The 21,875-nt window shown below is 63.5% G+C and carries 22 protein-coding genes; 11 read left to right on the forward strand and 11 right to left on the reverse strand.

The features are described 5' to 3' along the window. Positions 1 to 2: 2 nt before the first annotated feature. On the reverse strand, positions 3 to 725 hold the full coding sequence (locus ACLRDN_RS17755; protein WP_134223018.1) for a gluconate 2-dehydrogenase subunit 3 family protein: 723 nt from the start codon (positions 723 to 725) through the stop codon (positions 3 to 5). Positions 726 to 932: 207 nt separating this feature from the next. After that, positions 933 to 1,700: a dienelactone hydrolase family protein gene (locus ACLRDN_RS17760; RefSeq protein WP_413457361.1), complete on the reverse strand. Its 768-nt coding sequence runs from the start codon at positions 1,698 to 1,700 to the stop codon at positions 933 to 935. Between the two features lie 354 nt (positions 1,701 to 2,054). Here ACLRDN_RS17760 and ACLRDN_RS17765 point away from each other — a divergent pair, with 354 nt between their 5' ends. After that, positions 2,055 to 3,176 (forward strand): YjgN family protein, encoded by a 1,122-nt coding sequence (locus tag ACLRDN_RS17765; RefSeq protein WP_413457362.1) that lies wholly within the window; start codon positions 2,055 to 2,057, stop codon positions 3,174 to 3,176. A gap of 3 nt (positions 3,177 to 3,179) precedes the next feature. Next, positions 3,180 to 4,175 carry a M48 family metallopeptidase gene (locus ACLRDN_RS17770; RefSeq protein ID WP_413457363.1) on the forward strand — a complete coding sequence of 332 codons (996 nt, stop codon included), beginning with the start codon at positions 3,180 to 3,182 and terminating at the stop codon, positions 4,173 to 4,175. 72 nt (positions 4,176 to 4,247) lie between these two features. On the opposite strand, the gene ACLRDN_RS17775 is transcribed toward ACLRDN_RS17770, so the two are convergent. The 3 genes from ACLRDN_RS17775 to ACLRDN_RS17785 form a co-directional block, all read right to left on the reverse strand. Beyond that, positions 4,248 to 5,489, reverse strand: a complete 1,242-nt coding sequence (locus tag ACLRDN_RS17775) for an HD-GYP domain-containing protein (RefSeq protein ID WP_413457364.1) — start codon at positions 5,487 to 5,489, stop codon at positions 4,248 to 4,250. Between the two features lie 320 nt (positions 5,490 to 5,809). Beyond that, positions 5,810 to 5,959 (reverse strand): hypothetical protein, encoded by a 150-nt coding sequence (locus tag ACLRDN_RS17780; RefSeq protein ID WP_008330992.1) that lies wholly within the window; start codon positions 5,957 to 5,959, stop codon positions 5,810 to 5,812. 207 nt (positions 5,960 to 6,166) lie between these two features. Beyond that, positions 6,167 to 7,030 (reverse strand): LysR family transcriptional regulator, encoded by an 864-nt coding sequence (locus ACLRDN_RS17785; protein ID WP_413457365.1) that lies wholly within the window; start codon positions 7,028 to 7,030, stop codon positions 6,167 to 6,169. Between the two features lie 114 nt (positions 7,031 to 7,144). Here ACLRDN_RS17785 and bla point away from each other — a divergent pair, with 114 nt between their 5' ends. Then, positions 7,145 to 8,044, forward strand: coding sequence for a class A beta-lactamase (gene bla, locus ACLRDN_RS17790; RefSeq protein WP_413457366.1), 900 nt, complete (start codon positions 7,145 to 7,147; stop codon positions 8,042 to 8,044). Between the two features lie 14 nt (positions 8,045 to 8,058). Here the strand turns inward: bla and ACLRDN_RS17795 are convergent, their stop codons facing one another. Further along, positions 8,059 to 8,802 (reverse strand): 2-keto-4-pentenoate hydratase, encoded by a 744-nt coding sequence (locus ACLRDN_RS17795; protein ID WP_413457367.1) that lies wholly within the window; start codon positions 8,800 to 8,802, stop codon positions 8,059 to 8,061. 175 nt (positions 8,803 to 8,977) lie between these two features. Here ACLRDN_RS17795 and ACLRDN_RS17800 point away from each other — a divergent pair, with 175 nt between their 5' ends. Further along, complete coding sequence (locus ACLRDN_RS17800) at positions 8,978 to 9,424, forward strand: MerR family transcriptional regulator (RefSeq protein WP_413457368.1); 447 nt, start codon at positions 8,978 to 8,980, stop codon at positions 9,422 to 9,424. Beyond that, on the forward strand, positions 9,421 to 10,452 hold the full coding sequence (locus ACLRDN_RS17805; RefSeq protein ID WP_413457369.1) for an aldo/keto reductase: 1,032 nt from the start codon (positions 9,421 to 9,423) through the stop codon (positions 10,450 to 10,452). Before ACLRDN_RS17800 ends, ACLRDN_RS17805 begins: the two co-directional genes overlap by 4 nt. A gap of 144 nt (positions 10,453 to 10,596) precedes the next feature. Here ACLRDN_RS17805 and ACLRDN_RS17810 read toward each other — a convergent pair whose 3' ends face one another. Beyond that, complete coding sequence (locus tag ACLRDN_RS17810; RefSeq protein ID WP_413457370.1) at positions 10,597 to 11,169, reverse strand: TetR/AcrR family transcriptional regulator; 573 nt, start codon at positions 11,167 to 11,169, stop codon at positions 10,597 to 10,599. A gap of 381 nt (positions 11,170 to 11,550) precedes the next feature. Between ACLRDN_RS17810 and ACLRDN_RS17815 the strand changes: the two genes are divergently transcribed. Both ACLRDN_RS17815 and ACLRDN_RS17820 read left to right on the forward strand, forming a co-directional pair. Further along, positions 11,551 to 12,237, forward strand: coding sequence for a glutathione S-transferase family protein (locus ACLRDN_RS17815; RefSeq protein ID WP_413457371.1), 687 nt, complete (start codon positions 11,551 to 11,553; stop codon positions 12,235 to 12,237). A gap of 46 nt (positions 12,238 to 12,283) precedes the next feature. Beyond that, positions 12,284 to 13,258, forward strand: a complete 975-nt coding sequence (locus tag ACLRDN_RS17820; protein WP_413457372.1) for an alpha/beta fold hydrolase — start codon at positions 12,284 to 12,286, stop codon at positions 13,256 to 13,258. A 78-nt stretch (positions 13,259 to 13,336) separates the two neighbouring features. On the opposite strand, the gene ACLRDN_RS17825 is transcribed toward ACLRDN_RS17820, so the two are convergent. Next, positions 13,337 to 14,521, reverse strand: a complete 1,185-nt coding sequence (locus tag ACLRDN_RS17825) for a thiolase family protein (protein WP_413457373.1) — start codon at positions 14,519 to 14,521, stop codon at positions 13,337 to 13,339. 498 nt (positions 14,522 to 15,019) lie between these two features. On the opposite strand from ACLRDN_RS17825, the gene ACLRDN_RS17830 reads away from it, so the two are divergent. Next, on the forward strand, positions 15,020 to 15,724 hold the full coding sequence (locus ACLRDN_RS17830) for a dienelactone hydrolase family protein (protein ID WP_413457374.1): 705 nt from the start codon (positions 15,020 to 15,022) through the stop codon (positions 15,722 to 15,724). Positions 15,725 to 15,837: 113 nt separating this feature from the next. Here ACLRDN_RS17830 and ACLRDN_RS17835 read toward each other — a convergent pair whose 3' ends face one another. Beyond that, positions 15,838 to 16,476: a carbonic anhydrase gene (locus tag ACLRDN_RS17835; protein WP_413460408.1), complete on the reverse strand. Its 639-nt coding sequence runs from the start codon at positions 16,474 to 16,476 to the stop codon at positions 15,838 to 15,840. Between the two features lie 300 nt (positions 16,477 to 16,776). Between ACLRDN_RS17835 and ACLRDN_RS17840 the strand changes: the two genes are divergently transcribed. Genes ACLRDN_RS17840 through ACLRDN_RS17850 form a run of 3 tightly spaced genes read left to right on the forward strand, consistent with a single transcriptional unit; the run spans position 16,777 to position 18,502 of the window. Beyond that, complete coding sequence (locus tag ACLRDN_RS17840; RefSeq protein WP_413457375.1) at positions 16,777 to 17,445, forward strand: CsgG/HfaB family protein; 669 nt, start codon at positions 16,777 to 16,779, stop codon at positions 17,443 to 17,445. 26 nt (positions 17,446 to 17,471) lie between these two features. Then, positions 17,472 to 17,843 (forward strand): DUF4810 domain-containing protein, encoded by a 372-nt coding sequence (locus tag ACLRDN_RS17845; RefSeq protein WP_413457376.1) that lies wholly within the window; start codon positions 17,472 to 17,474, stop codon positions 17,841 to 17,843. Continuing rightward, positions 17,840 to 18,502, forward strand: coding sequence for a DUF799 domain-containing protein (locus tag ACLRDN_RS17850; protein ID WP_413457377.1), 663 nt, complete (start codon positions 17,840 to 17,842; stop codon positions 18,500 to 18,502). The genes ACLRDN_RS17845 and ACLRDN_RS17850 overlap by 4 nt, the downstream gene beginning before the upstream one ends. A 140-nt stretch (positions 18,503 to 18,642) precedes the next feature. On the opposite strand, the gene ACLRDN_RS17855 is transcribed toward ACLRDN_RS17850, so the two are convergent. Both ACLRDN_RS17855 and ACLRDN_RS17860 read right to left on the reverse strand, forming a co-directional pair. Next, on the reverse strand, positions 18,643 to 19,974 hold the full coding sequence (locus ACLRDN_RS17855; protein ID WP_413457378.1) for a sigma-54-dependent transcriptional regulator: 1,332 nt from the start codon (positions 19,972 to 19,974) through the stop codon (positions 18,643 to 18,645). Next, on the reverse strand, positions 19,967 to 21,787 hold the full coding sequence (locus ACLRDN_RS17860) for a sensor histidine kinase (RefSeq protein ID WP_413457379.1): 1,821 nt from the start codon (positions 21,785 to 21,787) through the stop codon (positions 19,967 to 19,969). The genes ACLRDN_RS17855 and ACLRDN_RS17860 overlap by 8 nt, the downstream gene beginning before the upstream one ends. Between the last annotated feature and the right edge of the window lie 88 nt (positions 21,788 to 21,875).

Here is a 21,875-nt window from a genome sequence, read left to right on the forward strand (position 1 = left end):
GATCAGCCCTTCTCTCCCAGAATCGACACGGGGCCGTATGGATATTTGACGTTGTATTGATCAACCCAGTCAGCGTAATCGGCGCGCGCACCGGGGAAGCCGACCATCTTCCAGCCGCCCATCTTCTGGTTGCCGCCGTACATCGGATCTGCGAAATAGCCCTCCTTGGTATTGCCCAGCATGAAGCTGAAGAAGGTCTTGGCGGGCACGGTATCGAACGTGATCTTGCCGCCTTCCATCATCTTGAGCACGTCCAGCTGCTTGGCCTTGTCGAGTTCGGCGAAGACCTTGCCGTGGTTCTTGCTGCACCAGTCATTGCAGGCAGCGATGCCCTGGCGGTAGATGTCGCGCGGCACCAGCGAGAGCTGGTAGCCCAGTTCGGGCACGCTGTCCGGATGGAAGGGGCCTTGCATGTACCACAGCTTGCCGGCGCCATAGGGGGTTTCCATCTGGCGGTCGATGAACTCGGGCACGCCGGTTTCGAGCGCACCGGCACCGTACTGGTCGGAAGGGATGAGGTGATCGACGGCGGCGTTGAGGAAGGCCCATTCGGGCGCAGTGAAGTAGGTCGGCGTGTAGGCGCGGGGCTTGCCCGGCTCGCTGCTGTCGGCCATTGCCGGCTGGCTGACTGCTACGGTGGTGGCGCCGCCTAGCGTGGTCGCGGCTGGGACGATGGCCAACACCTGGCGCAGGAAGCGCCGCCTGGGCTCTTTATCTTGTGACATGAGTATCCTTTGGACGTGGGATTTTGACGAGGGAATGGCAGGACGCTGGCGCGATACGCAGAAGGTGAATGAACGCTCCCCTGCGTGCCGGATGGACGCCGTCTCTTGTTGTTGTGGTGAAGCTCCCTGCGCAGCAGCTACGGGCACTGCCGCGCAGGGATACAAACCAGGTCGGCCGGGCCAGCCTTCATGCCCGGCCGGCCGCCATTACGCCAGCACTTCGCCGAAGAAAGCCTGCAGTGCTGCGGCCGCACGCTCGGCCGTCTGGCGGTGGTAGAAGAAGCCGGGATGGTTGGCATCCGGATCGGTGAAGGAGTGGCCGGCCAGGCCATAGTTGACCAGTTGCCAGTCAATCTTGAGGGCGCTCATCTCGTCGATGAAGCCATTGACCTGATCGCGCGGCACCGACGGGTCCTGCACACCGTGCAGCACCAGGACCGCGCCCTTGACCTTGCTCTGGCCCGGGACCGGGGTATCGAGCGCGCCGTGCAGCGAGACCGTGCCGCGCACGTCCGCACCATCGCGCGCCAGTTCGAGCGCCGCGGTGCCGCCGAAGCAGAAACCGCTGGCGCCCAGCTTGCCGGCATCGAGCTTGACGAAGCTCTGCTCGCGCAAGACCTTGAGCACACCGTGCATGCGCTTGCGCAGTTCGGCGCGATCCTTTTTCAGCGGGATGATGGCGGCCAGCGCTTCATCCGGATTGGTCGGGCGCAGGGTCTTGCCGAACACGTCGGCCACCAGGATGGCATGGCCGGCACCGATGGTGGTGGCGGCGATTTCCAGCGCCTGCTGGCGCAGACCGAAATAGTTGGGGACGGTCAGCACGCCCGACACCGGCGGCTGCGCCTTGTTGTAGAGCAGGACGCTTTCGTAATCGATGCCGTCGGCGCTATGGGCAATGGTCTCGATACCGAGGTCGGCGGCGGGGAGGCCGAGCTTCTCGGCAATGGCGGCGGTATTCCAGGACGTGGACATGGAGGCTCCTTTGGTTGGCAAACGCCGCCCGGGTGGAGGCCGGGCGGCGTTCAGGAAACTTGTGTTTGGCGCGAAGTTGAACAATGCGGATCAACAATGCAGCAGGACCGCGCCGTTTCCAGCTCAGCCATGCCACGGCCTTGACCGCATTTGGGCAGCAATGTTCGCACAAACAGTGCATTTCTGCAGGAGGTCATACCACTGAGGCTCGAAAAAATGCGAGGGCCATCCATACAAAACCCATACAAGGCGCATGGTGTTAAGCGGCAACTTGACTTTTACTTGCGAGCAATGGATTCTTGCCCGACCCCATCGGCAGACCTCTTCCATACAACGACCAACACAAGAGCTTCCATGAACGATCATCCTGACTTGCCTGAATCCTCTTCCCCCTCCCCCTCGGCTCCCGCTGCCTCAAGCAATTTCGCGACCGTCCTGCGTGACTCGGCCGACCACAGTGCGCCGCAGGCGTTTACCTTCAGCGGCCGCGGCGCCGAGTATTTCCGCATCTGGATCGTCAACCTGCTGCTCTCCGTGGTCACCCTGGGCATTTATTCGGCCTGGGCCAAGGTGCGGCGGCTGCGCTACTTCTACGACAATACCTCGGTGGCCGGGGCCAGCTTCGACTATCACGGCAATCCCGTGGCCAACCTCAAGGGACGCATCCTGGCCGTGGTGCTGCTGGTGGCGTACCAGGTCGCCGGCTACCTCAACATCCTGCTGGGCCTGCTGGCCGCGCTGGCCCTGATGCTGGCCAGCCCCTGGCTGATCTGGCGCAGCCTGCAGTTCAAGCTCTACAACACCAGCTATCGCGGCATCCGCTTCGGTTTTCGTGGCAGCTTCGGCGGCGCCTTCAAGAACTTCCTGCTGTGGCCCCTGATGTCGGGTGTCAGCCTGGGCCTGTTGATGCCGATGGCGGCGCAGCGCTTCAAGCGCTTCCAGCACAATGAAGCGCGCTTCGGCGCCACCCACTTTTCCTTCCACGGTTCGGTGGGCGCGTTCTACCTGGCCTTTGCGGCCGGCATCGGCGGCTGGATCGCCGGCTCGGTGCTCATCGTGGTCGGCTTTGGCGGCGTGGCACTGTTCCAATCAGTCCAATCGGGTACGGGCTCGATCGCCGCGTTCGGGCTGATGTTGTTCGCTCTTTATGCCTGGTCCTTCCTGATCATTCCCCTGTGGATCACGCTGCTGCAGAACCTGGTGTGGAACAACACCCGCCTGGGCGAGCATCGCTTCGAAAGCCGCATGCGCTGGGGCCGCACCGCCGTCATCCTGCTCACCAACGTGTTGGGCATTGCGTTCACGCTGGGACTATTCACTCCCTTCGCGCAAATCCGCATGATGCGCTACCGCATCGAGTCGGTGACGCTGCTGCCGGCGGGTAGCCTGGATGACTTCATCGCTTCCAGCGAATCGCCCGGCTCGGCCACCGGCGAAGGCCTGGGCGACCTGCTCGACTTCGATCTCTCGATGTAAGCCATGACAGTCTCCGCTTCCTACTTTGACGGCAAAACCTCCCGGCGCCATCTGGTGACGCTGACCGTCAGCGATGGCGTGGCTCAAGTGCGCGGCGAGGTGGAGCGGGACTGTCCGATCGCCCAACTGCGCGTCTCCGAGCGCCTGAACCGGGCTGCGCGCAAGGTCAGCTTCCCTGACGGTGCCTATCTGGAAATCATCGATGGGACGGCCTTCAGCGCCTTGCTGCACGAGACCGGCCACCGGGATTCACTGGTGGTCCGGTTGCAGCAAAGCTGGCGCCATGCGCTGGCGGCATGCGCGGCGCTGGTCGCGGTGGTGGTACTGAGCTACCTGTACCTGCTGCCGCTGGCCGCGCAGGGCATCACGGCCATCCTGCCGGTGGCGGTGGATCGCCAGGTCGGTCAAGGGACGCTGGACTTCCTCGACCAGCACGTATTGGCACCCAGCCAGCTCGACACCCAGCGGGCCAAGGGCATCACGTCGCGCTTTCGCGCCCTGACCATGCCGATGTCGGATGCGCCCGACTACCAGATCGTGTTCCGCAAGAGCCGCATCGGCCCCAACGCTTTCGCCCTGCCCTCGGGCCAGATCGTAGTCACCGATGAGATCGTGCAGCTGCTTGACGATGATGACGCCCTCATGGGGGTGCTGGCCCATGAACTGGGGCATGTGCACCGGCGCCACCTGATGCGGCGGCTGATCCAGAGTTCGGCCATTGCCGCCGCAGCCACGCTGCTCTTTGGCGATGTCTCGGCGGTGCTGGCCAACATCCCGACGGTCTTGCTGGACCTGAAGTATTCACGCGATATCGAACGCGAGGCCGATGATTACGCCATCGCCATGTTCAAGGCCAATGGCCTGCCGCGCCAGAAGCTGGCACTGGTGTTCGAGAAGCTGGAAGACCTGGGCAAGAGCAAGGATAGTCCGGCTGCACGCTACCTCTCCAGCCATCCGGCCAATGAGGAACGCATCGCGCACATCCTCGGCGCCCGCTGAGGAGATTCACTGACAACAACAAACCCGGGCGCTCGCGCGCACCGGGTTGCTCGGTCATCATCAAGCGTGCGGCTATGGCGCCGGCTCGCCCGCGCCGTCGCTTCCCTCCACCAGCGCCTTGAGCGAATCCAGCACCAGTCCGTTGCTGCGAATCCAGTCCTGTCCGCTGCGCTCGCTGATGACATCCTCCTGGTCTGGTGAAGAAAGGTCGATGATCTCGCTCTCCAGCGCCTCGATCGACAGCACGGTGGTGAAGGCTTTGACGACCGGCTTGGTCAGGTCCTTGTGGTTCTGGCGGATGACCAGGGCGGTACGGCCCGAGCGCAGCTTGACGATGGAACCGATGGGATAGATGCCCAGTGTCTTGACGAAGGTCAGGAAGATGGGGCGGTCGAAGTGCCCGTTCCAGCTCGCCATCCGGGCCAGCGATTCGGCCGGATCCCAGGCGGCCTTGTAGCTGCGGTCGGAGGTGATGGCGTCATACACGTCGCACACCGCCGCCATGCGGGAGTACAGGTCGATCTGGTTGCCCTGCTGGCGCCCCGGGTAGCCGCTGCCATCGATCTTCTCGTGGTGGTGCAGGCAGACGTCCAGCACATAGTCGGGCACGCCGGCAAAGCCGCTCAGGTATTCGTAGCCCAGCACCGGGTGGCGCTGGATGATGCGAAATTCCTGGTCGCTCAGCTTGCCGGGCTTGTTAAGTACCTCCAGCGGGATGAAAGCCTTGCCCACATCATGCAGGTAGCCGGCCAGGCCGGCTTCCTTGCAGGCGGTGTTGTCCATGCCCAGCGTGCGCGCCAGCGCCACCATCATGGTGCACACCGCAATCGAGTGCAGGTACGTATATTCGTCGGCGCGCTTCAAGCGGATGATGCTGAGCAGGGCATTCGAATTGCGGGTCACCGAGTCCGCAATTTCCTCCACCAGATCCTGGCATCGCTCGACATCCAGGGTCTTGCCCAGGCGGGCCTGCTTGAACATCAGCTGGGTCGACTCCTTGGCGCTCTCGTAGAGCCGCAAGGCTTCGCCAAGTTCGTGCCGGTATTGGTCCTCGGGCGTGACCGCAGCGGCCGGCGCCACGGCAACCTGCTCGGGCCCGTCCTGGACCGGGCTGGCGGCAATGACATCGCGCCCCAGTGAGATATCGATCCAGCAGAACTCGAAGCCGGCGCTGCGCGCGCGGCTCACGTCGGCCGGGTGTTCGATCAGGAATTTGCTGCGCCAGAAGGGATTCTCGATCCAGGGGCCGTCGAAGCCGGAAAAATACATGCCCACGGCCAAGTCGTTGACGCTGATTTTTTTGAGTTGTGTCATCTGAGCCCGAGAGAAGTTGCTGCTGCGGGTGGCCGCTTCCTGCTCGCAACGGTCCGCAGGGACCGCTGCGGGAGCGTATTACCCGACACTCCGACTGTATTACATCTTCGCTGAAATGATTAGCAGGAAATTCCTGATGACACTCTTTAGCGAATCTGCATAATCTAAAAGACCTCGCAAGGAAACCGGCAGCTGTGCAGAGGGTGAGCGGGCCTGCGCTTGGCGCGCCCTCCCCCATGGCCGGGCAAAGAAAAACCCGGGGCGCTGGCGCGGCCCGGGTTGGCAGGTGATGCAGGCGTGAGGGTCAGTAACCCGAGACGTCAGTGACGCTGCTCATCCTGCGACATGCTCGACAAGCCCGAATACAGGCTGCAGCAATGCGGCGCACCGCGATGCGATCCGGTATCGAGTTCACTGGAGTCGTTGAGAAAATCGACCAGCTTGCGATAGAGTTGTGCGAAGTAGCGCATGACTTACCCCCTTTCACTGTTGACTGATGGCAGGGTCCCGAGGGTTTTCTGCCAGTGCCGGTCTGTCCATGGACTCGATTCATACGGCCGGCACGAACCGTATAAATTGTTTATATCATTTATTCTATGTGCATGCAGGCCGGGCGTCTATCAGGATTTCTCTGACATCGCTGTAGTTGTTGCGCGCAGTCATCACCTCAGCCACACCTACGTGCAGCTTGCCTGTCCCTTCAGCCATGTCCGGAAAGCCGCCATGGCAGCGGTTTGCGGACGCGACTTCAAGCGCGTGAGCCAGTAGGCCCCCAGCACGATACGCTGATTGAACGGGCAGACCAGGCGCCCTTGGCGCAGCTCGCGCTCGAACATCATCACCGGCAGCAGCGCCACACCGGCCTCCTGTGCGGCGGCCTCGGCCAGTGCCAGGGAGGAATCGAACACGAAACCACGCAAGGGCGGGCAAGGCACGCCGGCCGCTGCAAACCAGCGGCGCCATTCATCGCTGCGATAGGAACGCAGCAGCGTCTCCGCCCCCAGGTCGGCCGGCGTGCGCAGGCGCGCGGCAATGTCGGGCGCACACATGGGGGCCAGCGGTGTATCGAACAGACGATCGGCCTCGGTGCCATGCCATGCACCATCGCCAAAACGGATCGCATAATCCAGCCCCTCCCCGGCCAGGTCGACCCGGTTGTTGTTGGTGAGCAGACGCAGGTCCACGAAGGGATGCTGCTGCTGGAATTCACGCAGGCGCGGCATGAGCCAACCCACGGCGAAGGTCCCGACGACACCGACGGTGAGCACCTCGCGGCGGCGGCCATCTTCGAACTGGGCCAGTACATCGGCGATGCGCCCGAAGGATTGCGCCACCACCGGCAGCAGCGCCAGCCCTTCGTCGGTGAGGGCCAGGCCGCGTGGCAGGCGACGAAACAGGGTCACGCCCAGCCGCTGCTCCAGGTTCTTGACCTGCATGCTCACGGCGGTCTGGGTCACGCTCAATTCCTCGGCGGCCCGTGTGAAGGAGAGATGGCGGGCTGAGACTTCGAAGGCGCGCAAGGCGTTCAAGGGCAGGTACATGGACACTCCAGGCATCAGTTTTTCTTGGGCTTGTGTCCAATTATCGTGAATTGTGTGCGCTACGGCTACTGCCTATCATGCAGCCCTGTTGTCACCATTCATCAAGGAGAAAGCATGACCGGAAGACGCCATTTCCTGTCCCTGGCGGCGCTGGCCGGCGCCGGCCTGATCAGCCGCAGCTGGGCGGCCGATGCCACCAGAACAAGTAAAACTGAGGACTCATCCACACTGACCGCCACCCTGTCGCGATTGGAGGCCGACATCGGCGGGCGTCTCGGCGTGTCCCTGGTGGATACTGCCGGCGGCCGCCACTGGGGCTATCGGGCTGACGAGCGCTTCCCCATGTGCAGCACCTTCAAGTTGCTGGCCGCCGCTGCAGTGCTGCGCCGCGTGGATGAAGGCCGGGAGCAGCTGGAGCGCCGCATCGTCTATCGCCAGCAGGACCTGGTGCCCTACTCGCCCACCACGGGCAAGCACACCGGTGGCCAAGGCTTGTCGCTGGCACAGTTGTGCGAGGCGGCGGTGACCCTGTCGGACAACACGGCAGCCAACCTGATGCTGGACAGCATGAACGGCCCGGCCGGACTGACGCGCTACATCCGCACGCTGGGCGACGAGCTCACGCGCCTGGACCGCAATGAACCCACGCTCAACGAAGCGACGCCCGGCGACCCGCGCGACACCACCACCCCGGCCGCAATGACGGCCGACCTGCGCCAGCTGGTGCTGGGCAATGCGCTCACGCCGGCCTCACGCCAGCAGCTGACCCAATGGCTGGTAGCCAACCAGACCGGTGACAAGCGCGTGCGCGCCGGCCTGCCCAAGGGCTGGAAGGTCGGTGACAAGACGGGGACAGGGCGTCTGGGCACGGCCAACGATGTGGGCGTGGTGTGGACGGACAAGGGCGCACCGCTGCTCTTTGCGGTCTATCTCACGGAAAACGCCGCCACCGATGCGCGGCGCGATGCGGTGCATGCGGAAGTCGGCCGGCTGATCGGCCAAGTGATGGCCTGAGCAGTGGCTGGGCCCTAGCCTGCAAAGCTGAACGAGACCGCGCCGCCCCCCTCCAGCGCAGCCTCGATTAGCCGCCCGCCACGCGCCAGTTGCAGGCCGGTGCAGGAGCCGGTGGTGATGACCTGGCCCTGGCGCCAGGGCTGGCCGCGGCGTGCGCAATGCAGGGCCAGCCAGCCCAGCATGGGCCACAGGTCGGCCGGATTGCCGCCGGTGGTGCGGGTGATTTCCTGTCCATCGATGTGCAGGCTGGCCGCGATCTGGCGCAGCGAGAGCGTGGGCGGCAGCGGCTGCGCAGTGCCGACGATCAGGGCGCCATGGCTTTGCAGGTCGGCCATGCCGGCCCAGGGATTGGTGCAGGGTGGATGACCCAGACGCGTCTCCACCACTTCGATGGCCGGCAGGATGGCATCGAAGACCGTGCGCAGTTCGGCTTCATCCGGCACTTGCTCGCCGGGATCGTAGTCCCGCCCCACCCGCAAGGCCAATTCCACTTCCAGCCCACGCATGCGCCATTGCGGACCACGCAATTCGGTCCCTGATGCGACGACCCCCGAAGCAGGCAAAGGCGCACACCCCGGCAGGCTGCCGTCGCCCTTGCTGCCGACCTTCCAGCCGGCGACCGGACCGAGGCGGCGCAATTGCGCATCCTGTACGGCATAGGCGGTCTCGGCGTCGCCCACGGCCAGGCGGCGCCAGTCCAGCGCCAGGCCGCTGTGGCGGGCGTCGAGCAGAAGTTGCGTGGCGGCATCGATGTGCATGCGAAAAATCTCCGGGACAGAAATAATGGCAGCGCGCATTGTACTGGCTCGATGGCCGCTCGCCCACCTGCAGCGCGGCAATGAACTCGCCTGCACCAGCGCACTCCGACCTGAATGCCGATAATGGCAGGCAGCGCTTGACTTAGAGCGCACTCCAACTTCTAGACTGGCTGCCATGACGACTTCCCTGAGCATTGCCCAAGCGGCCGAGGCCACCGGCCTGTCGGTGCATACCCTGCGTTACTACGAACGCATCGGCCTGCTCGATCCGGTGGAACGGCGCGACAACCGCCATCGCCGCTACACCCAGGAAGACCTGAACTGGATCGACTTCCTCAAGAAGCTCAAGGCCACCGGCCTGCCGGTGCGCGCCATGCTGCGCTATGCCGAGCTGCGCCGCGAGGGCAATACCCTGGAAAGCGTCACTGAACGCAAGGCCATGCTGCAAGCGCATACGCTTTGCGTGCAACACACCCTGGCCGAGCTGCAGGAGAACCTGGCCGTCCTGCAGCGCAAGCTGGTCCTGTACGACGAACTGGAGCAACAAGCCCGTGCTGAACCTGCCCGCGCAACCCGCGGCACCAAGGCCGTCGCTCCTCACCCCGAAAGGATGGCACCATGACCGAACCCCTCACCACCCACCTGCAACCCGATTCTCACGTCGGCACCCGCCGCCTGGGCAGCAACGGCCCGCTGGTCTCGGCCATCGGCCTGGGCTGCATGGGCATGAGCGATTTCTATGCGCAGCGCGACGACGCCGAATCGCTGGCCACCATCGACCGCGCCCTGGACCTTGGCATCAACCTGCTCGACACGGCCGACATGTATGGCCCCTACACCAATGAAGAACTGATCGGCCGCGCCATCCGCGGCCGCCGCGACAAGTTCTTCATCGCCACCAAGTTCGGCATCCGGCGCGACCCGGCCAACCCGGCCGCACGCGGCGTGGACGGCAGCCCGGCCTATATCCGCCAGGCGGTCGAAGGCAGCCTCAAGCGCCTGGGCATCGAGACCATCGATCTCTACTACCAGCACCGCATCGATCCGAATACGCCCATCGAAGCCACCATGGGCGTGCTGGCCGACCTGGTGGACGCCGGCAAGATCCGCTACATCGGCTTGTCGGAGGCCTCATCGGCCACGCTGGAGCGAGCGCACCGGGTGCATCCGGTGACGGCGCTGCAGAGCGAATATTCCCTGTGGACCCGCGATCCGGAAACCGATGTGCTGGCCACCTGCCGCGCGCTGGGCATCGGCTTCGTGGCCTACAGTCCGCTGGGACGGGGCTTCCTGACCGGCGCGCTGCAGCGCTTCGAGGATCTGGCCGAAGATGATTTCCGCCGCACCAATCCGCGCTTCCAGGGCGAGAATTTCGCCCGCAACCTGCGTCTGGTAGAGGAAGTGAAGAAAATGGCGGCAAAGCACGGCTGCACGCCCAGCCAGCTGGCGCTGGCCTGGGTGATGGCGCAGGATCCGCACATCGTGCCCATCCCCGGCACCAAGCGCCGCCGCTATCTGGAAGAAAACGCGGGCGCATTCTCGGTGAAGCTGTCTTCCGAGGACCTGCTGGCGCTGGATGCGGTCTTCCCGCGCGGGGCGGCAGCGGGCGAGCGCTATGCCGAGGCAGGCATGGCTACGCTGAACCGCTGAGGGACAAGCGGCTTGCTGGCCGCAGGCGCAACCCATGGCCTGGCACCGGACTATCTATCGATAGACAAACCAGGTAAAACAGCAGGCCGGCGAGGAACAAGGAAGGATGACTCACGCCAGCGCTGGCTGAACCGCTGCCGTTGATCAGTTGGGTGGCAGCAATCCGATGTCGCAATAGGCTTCGATGGCATCATCGAAGACCGCGACGTCTCCGCTGCCGCGTGCCATCAACTGCGCGCCTTCGATGGCGGCAAAGATGGCCAGCGCCTGGCGGCGCAATTCCTTGGGTTTCATCTTGGGCTTGCCATTGGCCAGTATGCCGGAGAGCCATTGCACCAGCAGCTCAGTAAAGCGCTCGACCTCGGCCTGCACCGCCAGGTCGAGGTCGGGGCGCTCAGCGGCCAGGATGCCGCCGAGGCACATCCGGTTCTCACGCAGCAAGGTCTTGCGGAATACGCCGGCGAAAGCGTGGATGCACTGATCCCAGGGAACGCCCTCTTCCACCAGGCCATTCAGGTAGGCCAGGAATTCATCGGTGTACTCATGGGCCAGGGTCGCGGCCAGGTCACCCTTGGTCGGGAAGTAATAGTGCACGCTGGCACTCTTGATGCCCACGGCCGCAGCCAGATCACGGAAACTCAGGGCGTTGTAGCCACGCGCCTGCACCATGCCGCGCGCCATGGTCAGAATTTCCTGCTTTTTATCCTTGGTGGTCACAACCTGTCCTTTACCGTGAGAGCCTCTACCGCCGTGGCGCGCCATCGCATCGCCAGGCTGCGGATTTTACCCTTAATCAAAAACGGTACGCCACCCGGTGTGCCCGCGAAACGTTTGAGCTGCTGCTGATTTCCCGGGGGCCAGGATGCCCGCACACCTCCGCCAATCCCGATATGCAACGCTGCTGCCGGTGCCGGGCACATGACATGCCTGGTGTCGTTTCCCGTCACACCCATTCCAATTTTCAAAAAACAGCTTGACCGGATAAAAGCTCCGGAAATACTATCTATCTACCGATAGATAAACAAACCAAGTTGATCTATTTCACTGAATAATCTCTTTCTATCTATTGATAGTCAAATAGTCACTTAAAGGAAAATCATGAAGATCCATGACCGCGAAGGCTTCCCCAATCCGGCACGCATTCGTATCGTGCTCGCCGCCAAGAATCTGGAGCATCGGGTCCGTTTCTCGCCGGTCGACCTGATTGCCGCCGAGCACAAGCAGGCCGCTTTCCTGGCGCTCAATCCATCGGGCAAGGTACCCGTTCTGGAACTGGATGACGGCACGCTCATCACCGAAAGTACGGCCATCACCGAATACCTGGACAACCTCGATGGCGATCCCATCCTGACCGGCAAGACCGCACTCGAAAAGGCCATGGTGCACATGATGCAGCGCCGGGCCGAAGCCGAATTGCTGGAGTGCGTCGACGGCTACTTCCATTACGGCACGCCGGGCCTGGGTCCGGCCATGCTGCCCTACACCGCCCCTGAATGGGAGGGCCGTACCGAATGGGCGCAGCGCCAGCGCGCGCGCGCCCTGCACGGCATGGCCTATTTCGACGCAGTGCTGCAGGCACGGGAGTTCGTCGCCGGTCCGCAGTTTTCGATGGCCGATATCACCGTGTTCGTCGCACTGGCCTTTGCCGAAGCGGCCGGACTGGCCATTGCGCCTGAGCATTCGGCCCTGCATGCCTGGCGCGCCAAGGTCGCGGCCTTGCCCGCCGTGAAGAACCGCAGCGGTCAACACTTCCCGGCGGAAGACCTGAAGCGCTTCGGCTTCTGATCGTCACGCCCTCCCTACCCACTGAACTTTACTGCCAGGAGTCCTCATGTCCCATCCTGTTTCAAGCAAGCCTTCCTCCCGCCGCAAGCTGCTGCTGGGTGCGGCCACCGCCAGCCTGGGTGTGCTGGCCTCGGCCGCAGTGCCGGACAGCGTGGGCGCCGACCAGCGCCAGCCTCATCCAACCAAACCCGGCAAGCTCACCAGCAACACCCTCACTACTGCAGACGGCACGGTGCTGTACTACAAGGACTGGGGCAGCGGCCCGGTGGTGGTGTTCAGTCACGGCTACCCCTTGTCCTCGGACGCCTGGGAATACCAGATGTTCTTCCTGCTCAACCAGGGTTACCGGGTGGTGGCCCATGACCGTCGCGGATTCGGGCGTTCGAGCCAGCCTGCGGGCGGCTACGACTTCGATACCTTTGCCGACGACCTGGCCGCGCTCATCAATATGCTCGACCTGAAGGACATCACGCTGGTGGGCCATTCCATGGGTGGGGGTGAAGTGGCCCGCTACCTCTCTCGCCATGGTGACAAGCGCGTGCGCCGGGTCGCCTTCGTCAGCGCGGTCACGCCCTTCCTGCTCAAGACCGAAAACAATCCCCACGGCGCGCCGGTCGAGGTATTCGACGGCTTTCGGGCCGCCGTGCTGAAGGACCGCTCGCAGTGGAACCGTGACGTCACGCTGCCTTACTACAGCTTCAACCGGCCAGGGGCCGTGGTGTCGGAAGGGGTGCGGGAGGATTACTGGCGCCAAGGCATGGCCACCGGCCTGCCGGCGGCCTATCACGCCATTGGCGCCTTCGGCCAGACCGATTTCCGCGAAGACCTCAAGAAGATCCGCGTGCCAGCGCTGGTGCTGCACGGTGATGACGACCAGATCGTGCCCTTGGCGATCTCCGGCAAGCTGACCGCCGAGTTGACCAAGGCGCGGCTGGTGGTCTATCCGGGGGGATCGCACGGGCTGATCCTCACGCAGAAGGATCAGGTGAACAAGGATCTGCTGGACTTCCTGCGGAGTTGAAGCGCGTTGTCGGGACAAGGTAGCCGAACTGCGCGTGCGGGAGGCTCGGGTGCACAAGTCACCCGAGCCTCCTGCCGATCAGGACAAGGCTTCCAGGCACAAGGCGATGCCCTGGCCTCCGCCGATGCACAGCGACACCACCGCGCGCCGCTGGCCGGTGCGCTGCAAGGCGTGCGCCGCCTTGGTGATGAGGATGGCGCCGGTGGCACCAATCGGATGCCCGTGGGCGATCGCGCCGCCGTCGATGTTGAGGCGCTCGCCGGGGATGGCAAGCTCACGCTGGACTGCCAGCGCGATGGCGGCGAAGGCCTCGTTGATCTCAAAGCGATCCACTTGCCCGAGCGTCCATTGGGCGCGTCCCAGCGCCTGGCGGATCGCCGGCACCGGCCCGAGGCCGAACATGCCCGGTTCAACGCCCGACACCCCGGCCGAGCGCACGGCGACCAGCGCTTGCAGGCCCAGTTCATCGGCCGTCTCGCGGGTGCAGACGATCATCGCGGCCGCCGCTGCATTGATGCCGGGCGCATTGCCGGCCGTGATGGTGCCGTCCTTGCGGAAGGCGGGCTTCAGGCGTGCCAGCGATTCCACGGTGGTATCCGGCCGGACCGATTCATCCTGGTCGAAGCGGCGTTCGCCGCCCTTGCCGGCCAAGGTGAGCGGCACGATCTCGCGCGCGAAGAAACCGCTGCGCTGGGCCGCCGCGAAACGCTGCTGGCTTTGCACTGCATAGCTGTCCTGCTGGTCGCGGCTCAGGCCGAATTGCGTGACCAGGTCTTCGGTGTGCCAGCCGGAATGCTTGCCGGAGAAGGCATCATTGAGACCATCGCTGAGGATGGCGTCGATCACCGCCCCATCGCCCATGCGCATGCCGGCGCGCGCGCCCGGCAGCAGGTAGGGGGCACGCTCCATGTTCTCCATCCCGCCGGCGATGACCACGCTGGCCAATCCCGCCCTGATTTCGGCCAGCGCCGAGACCACCGCCTGCGCCCCCGAACCGCAGACGCGGTTGATCGCCATGGCCGGTGTCTCAACCGGCAGCCCGCCCTTGATGGCGGCCTGGCGTGCCGGATTCATGGCATTGCCGGCCTGGATCACGTTACCCATGATGACCGCATCGACGCGCTCGGGCGCAATACGGGTCTGCTGCAAGACGGCGCCGATGGCATGCGCCCCCAAGGCGACGGCAGGCACGTCCTTGAGGCTGCCGTTGAAACTGCCGATGGCGGTGCGCAGCGGCGAACAAATCACGATTTCCTGTGGCATGAGCAGCTCTTTCCTAAAAAAGATGAAGATAAGAAGTTGTTAGACCTCTAATTCGGCAACAAAGAGTTAACTTTCACTATGCAAGTGAATATATCCTATCATTCTGGTGCTGGCTTGGCATCTCGTAGTTTTGCTGTTGTCGTGGCCGGAAAAATCCATGATCTTTCTGAATTTCAAGGAATCCAGACACAGCCTTAGATATCCGCGCTCAGTAAAGAGGGCTCGCGGTGTCTTTCACCATCTTCCCCAAAGAGCATCTCGTCGTTATTTTTTGGATTATCATAATAATCTTAATCTTCGCCCGCAGCGGCCGGCGATATCGTCAAGACCCTGATTCCTTCGGCCACCCTGCGTCATGACGACACGGGCCATTTTGCGCTTGAAGAAAAGAGCGCAGAGATTGCACACGAGATCAAGGCCGTATTCTTGCGCTAGCACCATTGCAGACCTCCGCCCCTGCGGAAAGGCTGCTTACCATCACGTTCAGAAGGAGCAAACATGCAACAGTCATTGAAAATCGAGGTAGCCGAAGGTGGGTTCAACTGCTACGTGGCCTGGCCAGAGACAGCCGGAAGCCATCCTGTGATTGTGGTCCTGCAGGAGATCTTTGGCGTCAATGCGGGCATCCGCCAGATTGCCCAAGCCTATGCAGCGCAAGGTTATATTGCGGTGGCACCGGACCTGTTCTGGCGCGAGGCCCCGGGACTGGAACTGTCAGATGCCAGGCAGGAAGACTGGCAACGGGGATTTGCCCTCTACACCGGCTATGACCTGGAGAAGGGCGTTGCCGATATCCAGGCCACCATTGGCGCCGCGCGCTCCCTGGCCAACAGCAATGGCAAGGTAGGCGTGACCGGCTACTGCCTGGGTGGCCTGCTGACCTACCTGAGCGCAGCGCGCACCGATGCGGATGCCTTCGCAGCCTACTACGGTGGTGCGACCGAACAGTACCTGGACCGGGCCGCGCTGATCAAGGCGCCGCTGATCTACCATTTGGCGGAGGCAGACGAGTACATCGACCACGCCAGCCAGCAGCAGATCAAAAAGGCCCTTCAGCCTCTGCCCGAGTCGGAGATATACAGCTATCCAGAGCGGGATCACGCCTTCGCGCGCCCGGACGGACAACACTATCACGCCGCTGATGCGGCGCTGGCCAATGCGCGCACGGCGGCTTTCTTCGAGCGGCATCTCAAGGCCGGCTGAGGTGGTGCCACCACACTGAGCATCGCTTCAGTGATCAGCCTGTTGCCTGGTCGGCCCGGTAAGCCATGAGCCAGGCAAACAGCTGCTCAATCGCTTCAGAGGTGGGGTGCGGATCACTCGTCGCTGCTGGCCGCAGGATGCTGCGCCAGCGGCACGAAGGTATTGGTGGCCGTGTCGTGCGCCAGGATGGAGCCGCTTTCGATGTCGTAGACCCAGCCGTGCAAACCCAGACGGCCTTGCGCCAGCGCCACGGCCACCGAAGGATGGGTGCGGATGTTGTTCAGTTGCGCAATCACGTTCTCGCGCACCATGCCATCGATGCGGTCCTTTTCGGTCTCGTGATGACGCGACTCGTTGATCATCCGCGCAGCATCGGTGTGGTGCAGCCAGTTGCGCACGGCCGGCATGTGGTCCAGGCAGGCGCAGGTGGCCACCGCCGTCATGGCGCCGCAATCGGAGTGGCCGCAGATGACGATGTCCGACACCTTCAGCTGGGCCACCGCATATTCCACCGTGGCACTCACGCCGCCCGGCTCCGGACCGAATGACGGCACGATGTTGCCCGCGTTGCGAATGACGAACAGGTCGCCCGGCTCACGCTGGGTCACCAGCTCGGGCACCATGCGGCTGTCGGAACAGGAAATGAACAGGGTCGTTGGCGTCTGGCCGTTGGCCAGGCTCTTGAACAGTTCTTTACGGGAAGGGAAGACGTCCTGCTGGAAACGCAGGAAGCCGTTGATGATGTCGCGCATGAAGGGATGGCCTTGATTCTTGATGAAGATGGACGCCAGGCGTCCGCGTGAGGCGGATGATATCACCAGCAAACAGGCCAGCCTGCGCACGACGTTATAAGCGTAATAACGAATTACCGCTTCCCGTTAAATTTCATCAAGAAATAGCGATTTTTCTACCATTTAAACTCTTGTCTACTGATAAAATTGCCGTCTCGAAACTTGCTAGCGCGCAAGGCGCGGCGTTTTCGGGGGCATCAAACTTATATCGAAGGGCATTTGGGTTGCCCTGGTCGAGATCAACAATTCGGGGAAATAACTATGTTTAGCAGGTATGTCACGACCGTGGCTGCGGTCGCCATGGTGACGGCGCTGGGGGGTTGCGCCACGGAAAACTCACGCAGTCTGCCGGTGGCCCAGGTGGCCAGTGCGCAGCAGGCCTATCAAGGGGCGCGCAGTCCGATCGCCGTCGGCAAGTTCGACAACCGCTCCAGCTATCTGCGCGGCATCTTCTCGGATGGCGTGGACCGTCTGGGCGGCCAGGCCAAGACCATCCTCATCACGCATCTGCAGCAGAGCAACCGCTTCTCGGTCATGGACCGCGACAACATGGGCGAGCTGGCCCAGGAAGCCAAGCTGAACAAGCAGGCCCAATCCCTCAAGGGTGCCAATTACGTGGTCACCGGCGACGTCACCGAGTTCGGCCGCAAGGAGACCGGTGACCGCCAGCTGTTCGGCATCCTCGGTCGCGGCAAGTCGCAGGTGGCTTATGCCAAGGTGGCCCTGAACATCGTGGACGTAAACACCTCGCAGGTGGTGTATTCGTCGCAAGGCGCGGGTGAATACAGCCTGGACAACCGTGAGATCGTCGGTTTCGGCGGTACCGCCAGCTATGACTCCACGCTCAATGGCAAGGTGCTGGACCTGGCCATCCGTGAAGCCGTGCAGAACCTCGTGGCCGGTATCGATTCCGGCGCATGGAAGCCCTGATCCCCCTTACACGACCGAGACTGACCATGATGAACAAGAAACTCGCTGCCGGGTTCGCCCTCGGCCTGGCGCTGGCCCTCTCCGGCTGCGCCAATCACCAGCAGAAATCCCTCTATGGCTGGGGCAATTACCAGGACCAGCTGTACGAACACTTCAAGACCGAAGGCAACGGCAATGCCGCCGAGATCGCCGCACTTGAAGAGAACCTGCAGAAGATGCGCGCCAACAACGACGCCGTCCCCCCCGGCTACCACGCCCACCTGGGCCTGCTGTACGCCTCCATCGGCAAGGAAGACCAGTTGATCCAGGAACTGCAGACCGAGAAGTCGCTGTTCCCGGAATCGGCACCCTACATGGACTTCCTGATGCGCAACTACAAGAAGGGATTGAGCAAATGATGCTGAACAAATTCAAGGCGCTTGGCGCCGTACTGCTGGCATTGCTGGCTTCGGGCTGCGCCACCCAGCAAAAGCCGTATGACTATGCCGAGTTCAAGGCAGCGCGTCCGGCCTCGATCCTGGTGCTGCCGCCGATGAACAGTTCTTCCGAAGTCATCGCCCCCTACGGCATGCTGGCGCAGGCCACGCTGCCGCTGGCCGAATCGGGCTACTACGTGATCCCGGTCTCGCTGGCCAGCGAGACCTTCAAGCAGAACGGTCTGGCCAACGCGGCCGACATTCACGAAGTGCCGGTCAAGAAGCTGCGTGATATCTTCGGCGCCGACGCCGGGCTGTACATCAACATCACCGACTATGGCACCTCCTACAAGGTGGTGCAGAGCGATACGGTGGTGTCGGCTGAGGCCAAGCTGGTCGACCTGCGTTCCGGCAAGACCCTGTGGCAGGGTTCGGCCACCGCCTCCAGCGCGGAAGGTCGTCAGAACCAGGGCAATGGTCTGCTGGGCGTACTGCTCTCGGCCGTGGTCAACCAGATCATCAGCACCACCACCGACGCCAGCTACAAGATGGCCAGCGTGACCAGCAACCGCCTGCTGCGTGCCGGTGGCAACAACGGCTTGCTGTATGGCCCGCGTTCGCCGCAATACCAGAAGGACTGAGCAGGACCCTGCTCGCGGTGCCTGCGTATGCAAGCACTGCTCAAGAGCACAAACGCCGCTGCGGATCATCACCGCAGCGGCGTTTTTTCATCTGCGCACAGGCTCACCTGAAGAAAAGACGCGCACGCACGCTCAAGCCATCAAGCACCGGCCAACTGATATTTGCGGATCTTGTCGTAGAGCGTCTTCTTCGGAATGCCCAGCCGGTCGGCTGCCTGCGCTACGCTGCCTTGGCTGTCCTTCAGGGCGGCTGCAATCAGGCCCGCCTCGAACTGTTCCACCTGTTCGGGGAGAGATTGCGACAAGGATACCGGCGCACCGGCCGTGGCGATCTGCTCCACCCCCAACACCCAGCGATCCGCAAAATTGCGCAATTCGCGCACATTGCCCGGCCATTCGCGCTGCTGCCACTGCTGCATCTGGGCCGCCGTCCACGGCGGCACCTCGCGCCGGTAGCGTATCGATGCGGCCTGGCAGAAGTGCGCCAGCAACAGCGGGATATCACTGCTGCGCTGGTTCAGGGCCGGCAGGTCGATACAGACCACGCCGATGCGGTAATACAGGTCCTCGCGGAATTGCCCGTCGGCCGACAGCTTGAGCAGGTCAGCCTTGCTGGCCGCCACCACGCGGCAATCGATGGCCACCGATTCATTGCCCCCCAGCCGTTCCAGACGCCGCTCCTGCAGTACGCGCAACAGCTTGACCTGCAGGGCCAGCGGCATGCTTTCGATTTCATCCAGGAACAGCGTGCCGCCGTTGGCGTATTCCAGCTTGCCGATGCGGCGCTTCTGGGCACCGGTGAACGCCCCCGCTTCATGGCCGAAGATCTCGCTTTCGAAAACGGTCTCCGGCAAGGCCCCGCAGTTCAGGGCCACGAACGGCCCCTTGCGGCCACTGGCGGCATGCAGCTGGCGCGCTACCACCTCCTTGCCGCTGCCGGTCTGCCCGTTGATGAGCACATCCACATCGGCCGGCCCCAGGCTGCGGATGAGGGTGCGCACCCGCTCGATGGCCGGCGACTGGCCCACCAGCGGCGGCAGCTCGGGATCATGGGCCCAGGCTTCACGCAGGCGGCGGTTTTCCAGCACCAGGCTGCGCTTCTCCTGGGCCCGCAGGGCGATCTCCAGCAGGCTGTCTGAACCGAAGGGTTTCTCCACGAAATCATAGGCGCCGGCGCGCATGGCCTCGACCGCCATGCTGACGTCGCCATGGCCGGTGACCACGATCACCGGCAAATCCGCATCGATGCGCATCACATGGGCCAGCACCTGCAAACCCGACCAACCCGGCAGGCGCACGTCGGTCACCAGCACGCCCGGGAAATCCCGGGTCAGCAGCGGCAGGGCCTCTTCGGCACTGGCGCAGGCGGTCACCGTAAAGCCTTCCAGCTCCAGGGCCTGGGCGGTGGCGCGGCGCACGGCCTGTTCATCTTCGATCAGCAAGGCGCTGGGGGCAGCGGCGGGGTTATCCATCAGATCCATTCTCCGTCTTCAACAGCGGCAGACGCACCACGAATTCCGCGCCGCCTTGTTCATGATTATGTGCACTCAACTGGCCGTTCATGGCCTGGACGATGGACGAAGAAATCGCCAGCCCCAGGCCCAGCCCCTTGCTCGAGGACTTGGTCGTGAAGAAGGGCTCGAACAGGTGCGGCACCACTTCATCGGCGATGCCCGCGCCGGAGTCCCGAATGCGCAGCACGGCCTGCTGACGCTCTGCATCGACCTCCAGCACCACGCAGACACACTGCTGCGGCGCCTCTTCCACCGCATCGAGCGCATTGCGCAAGAGATTGATGATGACCTGCTCGGTACGCACCGCGTCCCCCGTCACCTGGACCGGCTCCGGCATGGTGATGCGGGCTTCCACGCCCTGCTTCTCGAAGTCGCTGGAGAGCAGCCGTACCGAAGTTTCCACCGCCTGGCGCAGGTCGACCGCCGCCACTGCCTGGCCACTCTTGCGGGCAAAACCCTTCAGTTGGCCGATGATCTTGCCCATGCTGGCACTGGCATGGCTGATGTGCTCCAGGTTCTCGGCCACCTGCGCCGCCTGGCCGCGTGCCAGAAACTTCACCGAGTTGTCGGCGAAGGCGCGAATGGCCGCCAGCGGCTGGTTCAGTTCATGCGTCATTCCCGCCGCCATCTGGCCCAGCATGGCCAGCTTGCCGGCCTGCACCAGTTCGTCCTGGGTGGTGCGCAACAGGCTCTCGGTCTGCTGCAGTTTGGCGTACTTGGCAGCGATGGCCTGGTTGGCGGCGGTCAGCTCTTCGGTGCGCTGCGCGATCTTCTGGTCCAGCTCCTCGGCGGCGCGGCGCAAGGCGTTGCGCGAGGCCAGCCGTTCCTGCAGGCGGCGCCGGTGCTGGTACCAGGCCAGCAAGGAAATGGCCAGCGCCACCATGAAGAGCGCCGCCGCCATCGCCGAGAGCATGGCCGAACGCTGCATGCGCGCCTGCGAGGGGAACAGCATCAGCTGCCATCCCAGCCGCCCAACCGGCCGCGATACGTGAGTACCGAAGCCGCGCTGCAAAGCCGGCGGCAAGGTCGAGACCGGCGTGATGGGCAGGTCCGCATACTGATGGGTGCCTTCCAGCTCGCGCTGCACCGGCGCGCTCAGCGCTTGCAGGCTGTGGTACTTCCATTCGGGCCGGTTGCTGAGGAACACCACGCCGCCGGCATCGGTGAGCGTGATCGGATCGCTGCTGCTGCGCCAGGTATGTTCGAACTCGGCCAGGTCCACCTTGACCACCATCACCCCGATGGGCAGGTCGCCCTCGGCCTGGTCCTGGCGGCGATAGATGGGCTGGGCGATGAAATAGCCCGGTTCGCTGGAGATGTTGCCGATGCCGTAGAAGCGCCCTGCCCTGCCCTGGATGGCTTCGCGGAAGTAGGGACGAAAACCGAAGTCACGGCCAACGTAACTGAATTCTTCATCCCAGTTGCTGGAAGCCAGCGTCACCCCCTGGCGGTTGAGCATAAAGATATTGACCGCACGCGACTGCTGCTGGATGGTCTTGAACGCGCGATTGAGCCGATCCACCGACAGCGCATCTTCAGGATGCTGCAAGACCTGCCGCACATCGGACTGGAAGCCCAGGGCAAAGGGCAAGGCTTCATATTTCTGCAGGATCGATTCCAGGTCCAGTGCCGCGATCTGCAGCTGGGCGGCGGCCTGGTTCTGCTGATCGCTCTCGGCCCGTCCCAGCGCGATGCGATAGGTCAGCCCGCAGACCAGCAAGGTGGCCGCCAGGAACAGGGTCAGGATCAGCAGGTTTCGTCGCGCGCGCATGAAGGTTGGGGTCAAAAGCAGCGCGGCGCCCCGCAGGGCGCCGCGTTGGAGGCGTCATGATAACGCGCCGCGCGCCACCGCAGGCAGC

Source organism: Herbaspirillum huttiense (genome assembly GCF_047300815.1).
GTDB classification, from domain to species: Bacteria; Pseudomonadota; Gammaproteobacteria; order Burkholderiales; family Burkholderiaceae_D; genus Herbaspirillum; species Herbaspirillum huttiense_A.